Source organism: Streptomyces sp. NPDC001985 (genome assembly GCF_040296845.1).
GTDB lineage: Bacteria > Actinomycetota > Actinomycetes > Streptomycetales > Streptomycetaceae > Streptomyces.
In genome coordinates, this window is the sequence record NZ_JBEOYB010000045.1 from 1 (window position 1) to 14,221 (window position 14,221).

11 protein-coding genes and 1 tRNA gene are annotated in these 14,221 nt (G+C 73.8%); 5 read left to right on the forward strand and 7 right to left on the reverse strand.

The features are described from left to right. Positions 1-225: 225 nt before the first annotated feature. From ABT122_RS20790 to ABT122_RS20805, 4 genes are read right to left on the reverse strand one after another with little or no spacing between them, the layout of a single operon-like run. The gene (locus tag ABT122_RS20790; RefSeq protein WP_351554236.1) at positions 226-1,599 is read right to left on the reverse strand and encodes an AAA domain-containing protein; all 1,374 of its coding nucleotides are present in this window, start codon (positions 1,597-1,599) and stop codon (positions 226-228) included. A 14-nt stretch (positions 1,600-1,613) separates the two neighbouring features. Next, on the reverse strand, positions 1,614-3,200 hold the full coding sequence (locus ABT122_RS20795; protein ID WP_351554098.1) for a hypothetical protein: 1,587 nt from the start codon (positions 3,198-3,200) through the stop codon (positions 1,614-1,616). Next, entirely contained in the window at positions 3,191-4,369 is a 1,179-nt protein-coding gene (locus ABT122_RS20800; RefSeq protein WP_351554101.1) for a hypothetical protein, read from the reverse strand. The genes ABT122_RS20795 and ABT122_RS20800 overlap by 10 nt, the downstream gene beginning before the upstream one ends. Next, positions 4,299-5,243 carry a phosphatase PAP2 family protein gene (locus ABT122_RS20805; protein WP_351554103.1) on the reverse strand — a complete coding sequence of 315 codons (945 nt, stop codon included), beginning with the start codon at positions 5,241-5,243 and terminating at the stop codon, positions 4,299-4,301. Before ABT122_RS20805 ends, ABT122_RS20800 begins: the two co-directional genes overlap by 71 nt. A 209-nt stretch (positions 5,244-5,452) precedes the next feature. Between ABT122_RS20805 and ABT122_RS20810 the strand changes: the two genes are divergently transcribed. The 4 genes from ABT122_RS20810 to ABT122_RS20825 all read left to right on the forward strand — a co-directional run bounded on the left by ABT122_RS20810 (position 5,453) and on the right by ABT122_RS20825 (position 7,423). Further along, a complete protein-coding gene (locus ABT122_RS20810; RefSeq protein WP_351554106.1) occupies positions 5,453-6,055 on the forward strand; it encodes a histidine phosphatase family protein in 603 nt (200 codons plus the stop codon). A 76-nt stretch (positions 6,056-6,131) separates the two neighbouring features. Next, complete coding sequence (locus ABT122_RS20815; protein WP_351554108.1) at positions 6,132-6,473, forward strand: DUF8844 domain-containing protein; 342 nt, start codon at positions 6,132-6,134, stop codon at positions 6,471-6,473. Between the two features lie 286 nt (positions 6,474-6,759). Next, positions 6,760-7,359 (forward strand): bifunctional DNA primase/polymerase, encoded by a 600-nt coding sequence (locus ABT122_RS20820; RefSeq protein WP_351554111.1) that lies wholly within the window; start codon positions 6,760-6,762, stop codon positions 7,357-7,359. After that, a tRNA-Lys gene (locus tag ABT122_RS20825) sits at positions 7,350-7,423 on the forward strand. The genes ABT122_RS20820 and ABT122_RS20825 overlap by 10 nt, the downstream gene beginning before the upstream one ends. A 52-nt stretch (positions 7,424-7,475) precedes the next feature. Here ABT122_RS20825 and ABT122_RS20830 read toward each other — a convergent pair. Together ABT122_RS20830 and ABT122_RS20835 are read right to left on the reverse strand one after the other, a co-directional pair. After that, the gene (locus tag ABT122_RS20830) at positions 7,476-8,258 is read right to left on the reverse strand and encodes a calcium-binding protein (protein ID WP_351554114.1); all 783 of its coding nucleotides are present in this window, start codon (positions 8,256-8,258) and stop codon (positions 7,476-7,478) included. Positions 8,259-8,638: 380 nt separating this feature from the next. After that, positions 8,639-9,829: a M6 family metalloprotease domain-containing protein gene (locus tag ABT122_RS20835; RefSeq protein ID WP_351554239.1), complete on the reverse strand. Its 1,191-nt coding sequence runs from the start codon at positions 9,827-9,829 to the stop codon at positions 8,639-8,641. Positions 9,830-10,413: 584 nt separating this feature from the next. Here ABT122_RS20835 and ABT122_RS20840 point away from each other — a divergent pair. Further along, positions 10,414-12,216 carry a putative bifunctional diguanylate cyclase/phosphodiesterase gene (locus ABT122_RS20840; protein WP_351554117.1) on the forward strand — a complete coding sequence of 601 codons (1,803 nt, stop codon included), beginning with the start codon at positions 10,414-10,416 and terminating at the stop codon, positions 12,214-12,216. Between the two features lie 206 nt (positions 12,217-12,422). On the opposite strand, the gene ABT122_RS20845 is transcribed toward ABT122_RS20840, so the two are convergent. After that, positions 12,423-14,153 (reverse strand): glycosyl hydrolase family 18 protein, encoded by a 1,731-nt coding sequence (locus ABT122_RS20845; protein ID WP_351554120.1) that lies wholly within the window; start codon positions 14,151-14,153, stop codon positions 12,423-12,425. Between the last annotated feature and the right edge of the window lie 68 nt (positions 14,154-14,221).

Genomic DNA, 14,221 nt, shown 5'->3' on the forward strand with positions numbered 1-14,221 from the left:
CCGGCCCCGTCGGTGATTGAGCCGCACCACTCCAGCCCCTCCGGCGATTGAGGAGCGGGGGTTCGGGGGCTGGCCCCCGACCCGGGCCCGCAGGATGCGGGGGTCCTGTGGACCAGGGTCCGGCCTCGGGCTCCCCCAGAGCTGCCTCCGGGGGGCGGCCCCGGACAGGCTGGGGCTGTCCGGGCCGGGTGAGGGTGCTCGGGGCGCACGTGGCGCAGAGGGGGCTCAGGGGTGGAGCGGGACGCGGTGTTCCGAGAGTCTCGCCAGGACCGCGTGATTCGCCTCCCAGCCATCGGGAAACTTCACCGTCACCCCCAGCTGAACCGGCTCCGTCGAGGGATGCTCGTCCAGCAGCTCACCCACCCCCGCGCGGCACACCACCACACACGCGTTCCGGTGGCGCGAGGTCAGCACACAGAGCCGGCCCGTCTCCAGATGGAAGGCGGTCGCGTCGGGGCGGCCCGACAAGGGGTGGAGGACCACGGTGACGTCGTACTCGCGGCCCTGGAGGCGGTTGGCCGTGTCCACCGTCACCCCGGACACCCCCAGCTCCGCGAGGGCCGCCCGGACCGCCGCGGCCTGGTCGCGGTGGGCGGTGCCGACCGCGATCCGGTCGGCGCCGACGGGGGTGGGGACGGCATCCGCCGTCCCGGTCGCCGCCGCCCCCCGGTCCAGCAGCCTGCGGACCACCCGCGCCACCGCCCGTACCGCCTCGGGGTCGGTGCGCGGGGTGTGCCGCGCGGGCAGCTCCAGCAGACCCCATCCCGACTCGGCCGCCTCGTCCAGCACCCGGTCGTGCGCCGAGCCGTCCGACGCCGTGCCGAAGGAGAGCCGCCGGTCGCCGGGGCCGGTGCCGCTGCGGAAGGGGGTGTACGGATAGAAGGCGGCCGACACCAGCGGCGCGGCCGACGCGGGCAGCCGCCAGGAGACCGGCAGCCGGTGCTGGGGAAGCTCCGGATTGTGCGCGAGGAGGGTGGAGACCGCGCTCATGGACGGGTCGTACGACAGCCCGGCCCACTGCTCGGCGCCCACGATCGAGAAGGGGTCGAGCTGGCCCGGATCGCCCACGAACAGGGCCCGTTCGAAGAGCCCGGCGACCGCGAGGAGCGCGTCGGAGCGCATTTGGTACGCCTCGTCGACGATGGCGTGCCCCCAGGGCTCGACGCCCTGGACATGGGCCCACTTCGCCGCCGTGGAGATCACGACGTCGAGCCCGGCGAGATCGTTCGCCTTGCTGGACTTGCGGACGCCCGGGAGGTCGTCCAGCGCCTTGTCGTACGGGTCGGGGTCGCTGCTGTGCAGCCGCCCCACCGGCAGTCCCGGGTCCTTCTCCGCCAGACGCAGCACCAGATCGTCGACCTGGGCGTTGGTCTGGGCGATGACCATCAGGGGACGTCCCGCGGCGGCCAGTTCACGGGCGGCCCGGACGACGAGGGTGGACTTGCCCGCGCCGGGCGGGGAGTCGACGACCACGCCCCGGGCGGTGCCGTGCAGGGTGTCGGCGAGAATGCGCTCGGTGACCCCGGCCGCCGCGGCGGCGGGGTCGAAGGCCGTCCCGGGGCCGGCCCCGGGCGCGGTGGGGCCGAGCGGGCTCCCCATGGGGTCACGGGCGGTCACAGCACATCCTCCGGGGTCACCGGGTCCGGGTCCTCGGCCGCCGTGCCGGGCGGGCCGCCGTGGGTCCACGGCGTCTCCTCCGGCTCCGGCAGAGCGGGCCCGCTCCGCTGGTCGTGGGCGAACAGGGTCCAGTCGATCCGGTCGCCCTTGGCGGGTACGGACCCCTCCGCCGGGTCCTTGCCCCGGCCCATCCGGTCGGTGATCCGGAGCACCAGCACATCGGGCGCCTCGTACCCGGCGAACTCCGCCGTCTGGGGCCTGCCGTCGAGCGAGCGGTACACCTTGACGCGCTCGGTGAGCCGGGGCCGGTCGTCGGTGCGGAAGGTGACCAGGGGGCGGGGCGAGCGGCGCGCCGAATCCGCGCGCGCCATCACCACCTCGATGACCTCGCCGCTGAACGCCTCGCCGGCCAGTCTGCGCCCGGCGAGCACCAGCGGGTCGTCCAGCGCCTCCTGGGCGTCCAGCCGCGCCTGGGCGGTCTCGCGGGAGGCGAGCTTGCGGGCGGCGGTGACCGCGTCGTCACGGCGCGGCTGGGGCGGCTCGCCGGCCAGGACGCGGTCGCGGTGGGAGGTGAACGACCAGCGGTCGCGGGTCCAGCGGTCGGCGACCCGGGCGCCCTCGGGCAGCTCCCGGAGCAGGTCGAGACCGCGCCAGACCGCCTGCCAGGTGGGCTCCATCTGGGTGAGCAGCAGCCGGCGGATCTCCCGCTCGGCGACGGAGAGCTGTCCGAGCCAGCCGTCCGCGTGCGCGCCCTCCTCGGCGGCGGCGAGCGCCTGGCGGACCCGGTCGTAGGACTCGACGGCGGGGGCGAGGAGCCGGTTGTCGAAGGCGGGGTCGGTGGCGGGCCCGGCGGGCGGGCAGAGGAGCTGGCCCCGGGCGTCCCGGCCGGTCTCGGCGCGGAGCGCGGCCTCGGCCCCGGAGCCGCCGTCCGGCGGGTCGATCCAGGCGAGCAGCGCGCCCAGGTGCTGGTCCTCCAGCGAGGACTGGCCGGTCGCCCAGTGCCGGCCGAGGAGGTCGGTGGCGGAGAGCAGCAGTGACGACCCCGGGACCCGGGCCCGCTCGCCGTAGTGGGTGAGCCAGCGGCCGAGGAGCGGGACGCGCGGCGGGGCGGGGTAGGGCGTGTCGGGGTCCTGCTCGGCGGTGCGGCGGAAGCGCATGGAGCGGCCGAGGAGCCGGACGAACTCGATGGCGGCCCTGCCGGGGACGATCAGCTGGGGCGCGTCCGCCGCCAGCTCGGCCTCGACCTTGACGCGCCTGCCGGTCTCCGGGTCGGCCTCGGTCCGCTCGACCTGTTCCGTCTCGTCGCCGTAGGAGTCGATGTACGGGAGGACGGCGTCGGCCAGCTCGGCGAGGAAGGCGAAGCGCAGCTCGCGGTCGCGCGGCTGGGCCACGGTCAGCAGCCGGGGCCGCGCGGGGTCGGTGCCGACGAGCGCGCCGAGCGGGGCCCCGGCCTCGCCCGCGGTGGTCAGCGGCACGAGGACGAGGGGCCGGTCGGCCAGATACCGGTGGCGGACGGTGGCCAGCGGGCGGGCCCGGCCGCTCTCCACCGCCTCCAGCCGGGCGAGGGTGGTGATCAGTGACATCCGGCGGCCTCCGGGAGGTGGTCGCGGCCGGCGCGGGCGTGCGGGACGGCCGCCCCGGCGAGGGCCTCCGCGCGCAGGGCCTCGGCGCGGCGCAGGGCGGCGACGGCCGGGTCCGCGGGGTGCTGGCCGTCGCCCGCCTCGCCCCGGGCGGCGGCCAGCACCTCGCCGATGGTGGTGAGCCCGCCCAGCTCGCCTCGGACGGAGCGGCCGAGTGCCTCCACCGCGCCCTGGGCCCGGGCCCGGGCGCGGCAGTGGAAGGCCAGCTCGCAGGCGGCGAGGCAGTCGGGGGCGTAGGCGGCGGGGACGGACTCCACGGTGGCCGTCAGCTCCGCCGCGGGCCGCTCGGGGTCGAAGCAGGCGCCCTCGGGCAGCCCGGCGGCGATCTCCTCGATCCGGGTCAGCCGGGCGAGCTGGCGGCGGGTGACGGAGAGCTGTTTGCGGATGTCGACCACGGATGCGGTGGGCAGGTTGGAGAAGTCCTTGGGGCAGACCAGCAGCACGGTGTCGGCGACCCGGGCCCCCTCGGTGTGGGCGGCGACCCGCTCCAGGGCCAGGACGTAGACGGCGGCCTGGCGGGCGGCCGAGCCGACCTTCGCCGGGTCGGCGGACGCGTCGATCATCGGGAAGGACTTGATCTCGACCACGGTCCACCGGCCGTCGGGGTGGACCACCACGGCGTCCGGCTCCAGATAGGCGGGCGAGCCGGCGACCTCCAGGGCGAGCATGGGGTGGTCGAGAAGGGTCCAGCCGGCCGCCGCCGTGGCCTCGCGCAGCGCCAGCGCGGTGCGGGCGGCCCGGCCCTCGGGGCCCGCCGCGCCGAGGTCGGGCAGGAGCGGCTCCACCCCTTCGCCGACGCCCAGCAGACGCATCAGCTCCGCGCCGCCGTCGGCGGTGACCCGGGCCTCGAAGGCGTTGCCGCGCATGAAGGCGAACTGGGACTGGCCGAAGGGGGCGGGCGATCCGAGGGCGGCGGCGAGGGCGGCCTTGTCCACCCCGGCGCCGTCGAGCAGGGCGCGCCGCTCGCAGCCGGGGTTGGCGGCGAGGGCCGCCAGCGCCCGCGCGTCCAGCGGGCGCGGGCGGGTGTCGGGCCCGCGCAGCTCAGCGAGCCGCTGCCGCAGTGGTGTCTCCGGCGTCCGCGGGGGTGGTGCGCTGTCCTGGGATTCGCTCACCCGGGGAAGTCTGGCATCCGGCACCGACAATCGGGGCCGTACCGTCCGAAGTGGCCGGTGCGGAGCGGCCGGGGGCGTCGGCGGAATCCGGCGGGGCGGCCGGGGAGGCGGCGGTGGACGCGGCGGTGAAACGGGCCCGCACCCGGTCGGCGAGACGCATCGCGGGCCGGGCGAGCAGGGCGCCCGCGCCCATCACGGCGGCTCCGGCGACGGCGTCCAGGAAGTAGTGGTTGGCGGTGCCCATGACCACGATCACGGTGACCACGGGGTAGGCGACGGCGAGGGCCCGCAGCAGCGGGGTCCGTCCGTGCTGCCAGAGGATCACCCCGCACCAGATCGCCCAGCCGACGTGGAGGCTGGGCATCGCGGCGTACTGGTTGGTCAGCCCGCCCATGCCGCGCGGGGCGCTGGCCTCGGCGCCCCACCAGCCGTACGAGCTGTACTGGGCCATGGTGTCGACGAAGCCGTGGCTGGCGTCGAGGAGGCGCGGGGGGCAGGTCGGCACGAGGGTGAAGCCGACCAGGCCGAGCAGGGTGGAGGCCATCAGCCAGGTGCGGGCCGCGCGGTAGTGGGCGGGGCGGCGGCGGAAGAGCCAGACGAGGATGGCCGGGGTGACGAGGTAGTGGAGCGAGGCGTAGAGGAAGTCGGCGGGTATGCCGATCGCCGGAGTTTCGGTGAAGAGCTTGTTCAGCGGGGTCTCGGCGTCGAGGAGGAGTGCCTTCTCGGCCCGGAGTATCGCGAGGCCGTTGTCGACGGCGGTGTTCACGTCGCCGCGGGCGAGGAGCCGGCCCGCCGAGTACGCGATGTAGACCACGACGATCAGAACCAGTTCGGACCACCAGCGGGGCCGTGGAACGGGTACGGGGTACTGCATCCGAGCGTTCTCCCCCTGTTGCTGTCCGGTGGCCCGGTGGTCCATGGGTCGGCGACCACCGGACAACCGTACGGTGTCAAAGGGCGGCGCTCCGTCGGCGGGTACCGACTCACACAGGGACGCCACAGGAGTCCCGCGGGTTGCCCTGGATCTCCTTGAGCGATGATGGACCGCCATCACCTGCACTTATTACCGACGGAGGCCGTGATATGGCACCGCGCATCCTGCTCGTCCGGCACGGTCAGACCGAGTGGTCCCTGTCCGGCAGACACACCGGCCGGACCGATCTGCCCCTCCTGGAGGAGGGCAGGCGCGGGGCGAGACTGCTGGGAGAGCGGCTGCGGAGGTCCCCCTGGTCGGGGCTGAAGGACGCGGAGGTGCGGACCAGCCCGCTGGCGCGCGCGGCGGAGACCTGCGAGCTGGCGGGGTTCGGGGACCGGGCGGCGCCGTGGGACGCGCTGATGGAGTGGGACTACGGGGCGTACGAGGGCCTGACGACGCCGGGCATCCGGGAGACGGCCGCCGGCCCCGACTGGGTCATCTGGCGGGACGGGGTACGGGACGGGGAGGCGCTGGCCCAGGTGGCGGCGCGGGCGGACGAGGTGATCGGGTGGGCCCGGTCGGCGGACCGGGATGTCCTGGTCTTCGCCCACGGGCACATTCTGCGGGTGCTGGCGGCGCGGTGGCTGTCGCTCGATCCGGCGTTCGCGGCGCGGATGAAGCTGGACCCGGCGTCGCTGTCGGTCCTGGGGTGGGCGTACGGCGCGCCGGCGGTCGACCGCTGGAACGACTCGGCCCATCTGGAGGGGTGAGCGCGCACTTGCGGACGCCTGGAGAATGGAGGGCGGTCCGGATCAGCCGGTGACCCGTGCGAGGAGGAAGCAGCACATGGCGGAACCCCAGCAGCCCGCGCGCCGGATGCGGCCCGCGCCCCTGCTCTTCGAGCCCTCGGAGGCCGTCGCCGATCCCGAGCACTTCTTCGACCTGGAGTCCATGGACGACCCGCGCGAGCTGCTGGCGCGGTCGACGGAGCTGGCGCTGGCGTTCCGCGCGGCGGCGGACCGGGCGGTGGAGTTCCAGGCGGTGGCGGCGGCGCAGTTGGCGGATGCGAGGCGGTTCGACCGGCTGACCGCCGGGGATATCGCCGGGCGGGCCGGCTGGACCGAGGACTACGCCCTCAAGATGATCGAGTTCGGCGAGTCCCTCCTCCGCGACGGCCCGCACCAGTAGGACTCGCCTGTGGCACAGGGGGGGGTCGTCCTCGGCCTCCCCTGGAGCCGCCTCGGGAAGGTGTCCCGGGACGGGCTGGGGAACCCGAGCAAACCCAGCCCCGCCGGCGATTGAGGCGCGAGGGCTCGGGGCCGGCCCCGAGCACGGCCCGCACGGCGCGCCATGCCCGGGGTGGCGCGCCAGGGGCATATGACGGGGGCGTGCAAGATACCCCGGGGCAGGGCTCCCTGTCCCCGGTTTCACCGACACCCGGCGATCCCCCCGTTACTGCGGGTACATCTCTCTCATGAGCTTATGGCCACCGGACCCCACCCCCGACGCCCCTGCCCCGGAGACCCGGGTCACCGCGCCCGGTGCGCAGTGGCTCGCCTCCGCCGGAACGTATCCGCACTCCCTCCTCGCCCAGTGGCAGCGCACCCCCGCCACCACCGCCCAGCTCCCCTGCGGCTCCGTCTTCGACGTCGTCAGCGCCCCGGCCGTCTTCGGCCGCCAGATGCTCGACCGGCTCTGGGAGGAGGGCCCGGGGTCCGGGCCCGTCGCCACCCACCGGGGGCGGATGCTGATCTTCGCCGCGCCGGGCTCGGCGGGCCGGCTCCCCGCCCTGCTCGGGTGGGAGGAGTGGGGCGGCGCCGTACCGCCGCTGCTCTGTCACGGCACCGGCGACGCGGTGACCGTCCCCCCGCTGACCGAGGGCGCGGGCGCGCCCGCCGACGCCCGCTGGCTGGTGGCCCCCGACACCCGTCACCCCTGGCTCCCGGGCCCCGAGGTGCTGCTCTGGGCCTGTGTCCGGGCCGCCCGCACCACCCCCGCCCCGGAGGTCGCCATATCGATTTTTCTCCGCGCGGGACAGGGTGCTAATGTCTACGACGTCAGCAGGCGCCGCTAGCTCAGTTGGTTAGAGCAGCTGACTCTTAATCAGCGGGTCCGGGGTTCGAGTCCCTGGCGGCGCACAGACGGAGAGAGCCCCCCGGCACAGCCGGGGGGCTCTCTCGTCTCTTTCGTCTACCGCAGGACGATGTCGCGGCCCGGGCCGCCGTCGAGGGTGTCCCTCCCGGGGCCGCCGCTGACCAGGTCGTCGCCGCCCTCGCCGTGGAGCGTGTCGTTGCCGGGGCCACCGAGAAGGACGTCCCGGCCGTCCCCGCCCATGGCGTGGTCGTCGCCCGGCCCCGCGTGCACGACGTCCGCACCGCCGTACGCCTCGATCATGTCGTCGCCCCGGCCGCCCCACAGCCGCTGGTCGCTGTCGTCGCCCATCAGATGGTCCATGCCGTCGCCGCCGTCCAGGACCGCGAGCCCCATGACCATGTCGTCCCCCGCGTCGCCCCGCACCGTGTGCGCGGTGTGGGCGTGCAGGGTGTCGTCGCCGGTGCCGCCCCGGACGGTGGCGACCCCGGGGTCGCTGGTGGCGATGGTGTCGTCGCGGTCGCCGAGGAAGACGTCGATCCTGTCCGGCCGGGGGCTCCCGGTGGGCAGTTCGCAGACGACATAGGAGTCGTCCCCGGGTTCGAGGTACGCGCAGTGGTCGCCGGGCTGGAGCGGGACCGCGTCACGGAAGCCGATCCGCCGGACCCCGTCGCCGAGGTCCCTGGGGATCACATGGAGGTCGTTGGCCTGCCCCGCGGCGGCGGTGAAGACGATCGACTGGGTGGCCCAGTCGGCGCTGACGCGGGCCTTCGCCACGCCGGTGGCCGGGGCTGCGGGGGCGGCGGTCGCCGGGGTGACGGCGAGGCCGGTGGCGAGCAGGGCCACGGCGACCGCGCGGGCGGTGGCTTGGTGCCGGTTCATGGGACCTCATCTCGGTGTGGCGTCCGGTGGGCCGGTTCGGCCGGCCGGCGGGGCGGCCGCCGGGGACCCGGCGGGCGGTCACGACGGCCGCGTCCTCGTGGCCGCCGCCTCCCGGACGGGGCTCGTGGGCACTCCTGCGCGTACCGCCCGCCCGCAGGACATAAAGGGCATGACCATGTCAAGAGGCAACTCCAGGACGCCCCGGGCGGCGACGGAAGCGTACCCCTCTTGGTCTAGACCAAACCAGGGCTCCGCGGAATCACGGCGGGACGACCGGCACCGGCGACAGGCGCGCGGAAGCGCTGCGGCACCGGAGCGGCGGAAGCACCGGAGCGCCGGCGGCAGGGAGCACCGTCGCCGGACGATCCACAGGAAACGCCCTAGGCCGTGGTGATCCTGACGGTCCAGGCCCCGGACTCCGTGCGGTCGCGGACCTCCACCCGGGTCCGCTCCTCGCCCAGCGTGAAGGTCTCCCCCACCCCCAGCGGCGCGTCCGCGAGCTGCGGATACACCGACTGGTCCCAGCACGCCTCGCTCTCCGGGTGGGTGTCCAGCACCTCGATCGGACCGCCGCCGGACGCGGTGTCCGACTGCACCCGGTAGAGCAGCACCCCCTCCGTGCAGAGCGACTCGTCGTTCCCGGTGGCCCCGCGCGCCTCGATGGCCAGCGCGGTGCCCGCCCCGGTGCGCACCACCGCCAGCCGGGTCCCGAGGCCGCCGCCCGGCGCGGGGGCGGCGATCGGCTCCAGGGTGATCAGCTCCGGCCGGGTCACACAGCGCACGGCCCGTCCGTCCAGCCAGCCCAGCTTCCACTTGTGCCAGCCGAAGAGGTCGGGCGCCATCCCGAACTGGCTGCCCATGACGTCCCAGTCGCCGACATAGGTGTCCCAGTCGCCCTTGCCGTCCGCCGGCCGGTGGTAGAGGTCCGGCAGGTCGAAGACATGGCCCGTCTCATGGGCGAGCACATTGCGGTCCGGGGGGTGCCGTTCGAAGACGGTGACCACCCGCCGGATCTGGGCGCCGTCGGCACTCATCGGACGGTCGAAGTTGACGACCTTGGTGGCGTCGGAGTCCACCCCGGGAGCGTCCGGGTCGGCGACCAGATAGACGATGTCGTACCGCGAGAAGTCGACGTCCCGGTCGGCGGCGGCGAAGGCGTCCCGCAGATACGCGGAGCGCTGCGCGGGGTCCCAGTCGCGGCTTATCCCGTAGGCGGTGGAGGCCTTCGGCATCTGCGTCCAGCCGGGCTGGGGGTGCGGGCGCAGCTCGAACTTGCCGTACGAGGCGCGGTCGAAGAACTGGCTGGTGGCGGGGAAGTGGTCGGCGGCGAGCCGGTCCGGTGGGTAGTGGGGGCCCGCGTCCGGGAAGGACAGAAAGATCATGACCGCGTCGAGCCTGCGGGCCGGGCGGGGGTAGGCGGTGTTCCAGGTGTCCAGGCCCAGGGAGTGGTGGGCCTGGGTGCGCGGCAGGGCGCAGGGGGTGGCGGAGGTCTTCGCGACGGCCGGCCCCGTCACCAGGGAGGTGGCGGCGATCGCCATGAGCGAGGTGAGGGCGGCGGCGGCACTGCGCAACCGCCCCCGGTCCCGCTCCCCCGCCCCCGTACCGCCGCCGACGCCCTCGCCCTCGCCCTCGCCCTCGCCCTCGCCCTCGCAGCGATCGCCACCGCCACCCACACCCACACCGTCATCGCCGGAGCGCCCGGCACCGGCGGTCCCGTACCCGCCGTGCGGCCCGGCCGGTTCCACTCCCCCGGGTGTTCCCTCGGGTGACTGCTGACCCTCCACGTAGACCTCCGGCTGCGGAATGGGAGACACCGAGACCACTTTGTGGTGTTTTACCGGTGTACGCCCTGTTCCGGTGCCCCAGTCGAGTGATCCCGCCACCCCTGGAGCACACGCCAACGGGAGATATCGACACTCCGACGAGTCACGGAATGTCACATCCGGTCGCTCGGGTAACGGCCTCGGTAAAGACCCGCGCAGAAACGATCGGCCGGGGCCGTGAACGGGCACCACCCATGTGGCGGAGCTGGTACGGCGCTGGGAGCAGCCCCTATGATCGGCACACTTTCCCGACCTCTTTGCCCAAGTACCCGACCTTTCCCGACCACATCTGTACGCCCCTGCACGACACAACTGCACTACGGGAGTGAGCGGTGAGCGCAACCTCCGAAGGAACAGGGCCCACGGGAGTCGCAGCTCCCAACAGGACCCGGCAGCGGATCACGGAGCGTAACGGCTGTTCCATCTCCGAACTGCGCGACCACCGTGCCGCGTTCACCGCGGCACATATCGCGATGGCGCTGGTGGACCACGAGGGCCTGATCGTCAGCGCCAACCCGGCGCTCGCCGCACTGCTGGGCGGCGACCCCGCGACCCTGTGCGCCCGGCCCGCGGCCGAGCTGGTGGACCTGGCGTCCGACCGCCGTGTCTGGCACGCGTACCGCGAGGTGCTGCGCGGCCGGCGCTCCCGGTTCCGGTGCACCAGGCGGCTCAAGCACCCCGACGGGCGCCCCCTCTGGGCGGAGGTGACCGTGGCACCGCTGCCCGAGAGCCGCAGTGTGCTGCTGTGTGTCGCGGACATCGGCGACCGGCGCGAACTCAAGGCGCGGCTGCGCCACCTCCAGATGCACGACGCGGTGACCCGGCTGCCCAACCGCACCCTGTTCTTCGAGCGGCTCACGGCGGCGCTGGAGTCCTCGGTGTACGAGGCGGGCTCCACCGGGCGGATCGGGCTCTGCTATCTCGATCTCGACGGCTTCAAGGCCATCAACGACACCCTCGGCCACCGCACCGGGGACCGGCTGCTCGCCGCGGTCGCCGCCCGGCTGACCGAGTGCGCGGCCGGGGACGGCGAGGCGGGCTGCGGCCATCTGGTGGCCCGGCTCGGCGGGGACGAGTTCGCGGTGCTGGTGGAGGACTCCACCGGGACGGAGCAGCTCGCCGATGTCGCCCGTTCCGTACTGGCCGCGCTCCAGCGCCCGTTCGATCTGGACGGGCAGCGGCTCTCGGTGTCGGCGTCGATCGGGGTGGTGGAGCGCACCGTCGCCGGTACCACCGCGACGGGGCTGATGCAGGCGGCGGACACCACGCTGTTCTGGGCCAAGGAGGACGGCAAGGCCCGCTGGACGCTCTTCGACCCGGAGCGCAACGCGCACCGGGTGACCCGGCAGGCGCTGGCCTCCACGCTGCGGCCGGCCGTGGAGCGCGGGGAGTTCGCGCTGGAGTACCAGCCGCTGGTGGGGCTCGCCGACGGGGCCATGCACGGCGTGGAGGCGCTGGTGCGCTGGAACCACCCGCAGTTCGGGAGTCTCGCGCCGAATCGGTTCATCGGGATCGCGGAGGAGGACGGCTCGATCGTGCAGCTGGGCCGCTGGGTGCTGCGGACCGCCTGCCGCCAGGCGCGGCAGTGGCAGCGGGAGCACCCGAAGTCGCCGCCGCTGGTGATGAGCGTCAATGTCGCCGTACGGCAGGTCTGGGACTCGGACCTGGTGGCGGATGTGGCGGAGATCCTGGCGGAGACCGGGCTCGATCCGGGGCTGCTGCAACTGGAGCTGACCGAGTCGGCGGTGATGGGCTCGGCGGGCCGGCCGCTCCAGGCGCTCCAGGCGCTGAGCGATATGCGGGTGCAGATCGCGATCGACGACTTCGGGACCGGGTACTCGAATCTGGCGTATCTCTCCCGGCTGCCGGTGTCGGTGCTGAAGCTGGACGGCTCCTTCGTCCGGGGCTTCCAGGACGAGGCGCACCCCAATCCGGCCGACGAGACGATCGTGGAGGCCATGGTGCAGCTCGCCCACCGGCTGGGGCTCACCGTGACGGCGGAGTGCGTGGAGACGGCGGGCCAGGCGGCGCGGCTGCGGCGGATCGGCTGCGACACCGGGCAGGGGTGGCTGTACTCGCGGGCGGTCTCGCCGGAGCGGATCGGGGAGCTGATCGGCGTTCCGTTGTCCGCGTGAACGGGGACATGAGACCGCCCCCGGCCGGAAGAGGTGGGCTTCCGGGCGGGGGCGGCGTGTGGGGGGACACTGCGGCTTCTGGGTTTCCGTGCGGTGCGCCGGCCGCTTCCCCGCCGGCCGGGTGGGGCCGGTCGGCGGGGTTCACTGCCGGGTGGTGCGGTGGTGCGGTTCAGCGGTGGTGCGGTGGCGGCTGCCGGGGGGTTGGATCAGCAGGCGCCCTGGTCGCGCCAGACGCCCCACTGGCCCGTGGTCCCGGGCTCTTCGCCCTGGGTCCACCAACCGGCCTTCCAGACGCGGCCCTTGTGCGAGACCAGCGCGTTGGTGTTGTACGTACCGCTCGCGGCCCACGCCGCCGCCGTGCAGCCGGGGCCCGGCTGCGAGGGGGACGGGTTGGGGTTGCTGGGGCTGGGCGAGGGGTTCGGGTTGCTCGGCGACGGGTTCGGGTTGCTCGGGCTCGGCGTGGGGTTCGGGTCCACCGGGGAGGGCCCGACCGCCGCGACCACGTCGTTGAGCAGCTTGGTCTGGGGGTCCAGACCGATCAGGGAGTAGAGCATCGCGCCGCCCAGACCGCGCTGGTGGGCGTAGTCGGCACGGGCCTGGATGGACCGCTTGTCGAGACCGGTGAAGAACTCGCCGTCCTTGTAGAAGTAGGAGGCCTTCGCCTCGTCGTCCCAGAAGGTGGTCGCCGGGTTGTCGACGATGCCGCCCAGCTCGTTGTAGTTGGCGATACCGGCGCCCTGGCTCAGCGGACGCGGGGCGCTGCCGCCGTTGGCGGAGCCGCCGAGGCCGTTCTTGGCGCCGGCCGGGACGTTCTTCCAGCCGCGGTAGTACATCTCGTACCCGAGCGTGATCTTCTTCGCCGGGAAGCCGCCCGCGATGCCGTAGGCGGGCTTGCCGTCGATCCAGGCGCTCACGGCGTTGTCGATCGAGTACTTCTCGGTGCCCGGCGCGATCGGGTCGGTCGGGTCGGACGCGGGCGAGTAGAGCGGCGACTGGTGGTACGTCGGGCCCTTGGAGCGCCACGATCCGTGCATGTCGTACGTCATGATGTTCGCGTAGTCGAGGTACGCGCCCACCTTGTCCGTCTCGATGTGCTTGATCTTGTCCTGGCCGGCCGGCATGGCGGCGGTCAGCAGGTACTTCTTGCCGCCCTTGGCCGCGCCGTGGGCGTCGAGCTGCTTGCGGAACTCGGCCAGCAGCAGGGTGAAGTTGGCCTTGTCCTCGGGGCCGTAGTGGTTGCCCAGGTGGCCGCCGTTCGAGCCGGGGTACTCCCAGTCGATGTCGATGCCGTCGAAGACACCGGCGGCCGATCCGACGCCGCCGAAGCCGTCCGCGACCGGCAGATCGCCGTCGATGTACTGCTTGATACAGGACGCGACGAACTTCTTGCGGGTGGCGTCGGTCTTGGCCGCGTCGTGGAAGTACTTGGAGTACGTCCAGCCGCCCAGCGAGATGTTGATCTTCAGCTTGGGGTGCTTGGCCTTCAGCTTCTTGAACTGGTTGAAGACACCCGCGATCGGCTGGTCCCAGCGGTCGGCCACGCCGTCGACGCTGGTCTCCGCGTTGAAGGTCTTCTGGTAGTCGGCGTACGAGTCGCCCGCGCCGTCACCGGCGTTGGGGTTGTTGTCGTCGCCCGCCGCCTTGTTCGCCTGGAAGCAGGTCAGTTCGGTGGGGTGGATATTGCCGAACGAGTAGTTGATGATGTCCAGCTTGCCCGCGATGCCGCGGGTGTCCAGGTGCTTGGGGTAGAAGGCGTTGCCGTACACGCTCCACTGGTCGTAATACGCGATCTTCACGCCGCCGGTGGTGGGGGCGGCAGCGGCGGCGCTCTGGGGAGAGGTCGCACTCGCCGTGCCGGTGGCGGCGAAGCCGGCCATGACACCGGCGGCGACCGCCGCCGTCGTCAGGGCCGCGATCAGGGGTCTGCGGGAGCTCACGTACAGCCTCCGAGGTGGGGGGAGGTCTCCTGGGGAGGAGTTGGGGGAACGGACAGCGATCCGGCCAC

Coding starts and splice junctions, on each gene's coding strand:
- ABT122_RS20815 (WP_351554108.1), top strand. CDS start 6,132: ATGGCGGAACCCCAGCAGCCCGCGCGCCGGATGCGGCCCGCGCCCCTG.
- ABT122_RS20810 (WP_351554106.1), top strand. CDS start 5,453: ATGGCACCGCGCATCCTGCTCGTCCGGCACGGTCAGACCGAGTGGTCC.
- ABT122_RS20805 (WP_351554103.1), bottom strand. CDS start 5,243: ATGCAGTACCCCGTACCCGTTCCACGGCCCCGCTGGTGGTCCGAACTG.
- ABT122_RS20820 (WP_351554111.1), top strand. CDS start 6,760: ATGAGCTTATGGCCACCGGACCCCACCCCCGACGCCCCTGCCCCGGAG.
- ABT122_RS20795 (WP_351554098.1), bottom strand. CDS start 3,200: ATGTCACTGATCACCACCCTCGCCCGGCTGGAGGCGGTGGAGAGCGGC.
- ABT122_RS20830 (WP_351554114.1), bottom strand. CDS start 8,258: ATGAACCGGCACCAAGCCACCGCCCGCGCGGTCGCCGTGGCCCTGCTC.
- ABT122_RS20790 (WP_351554236.1), bottom strand. CDS start 1,599: ATGGGGAGCCCGCTCGGCCCCACCGCGCCCGGGGCCGGCCCCGGGACG.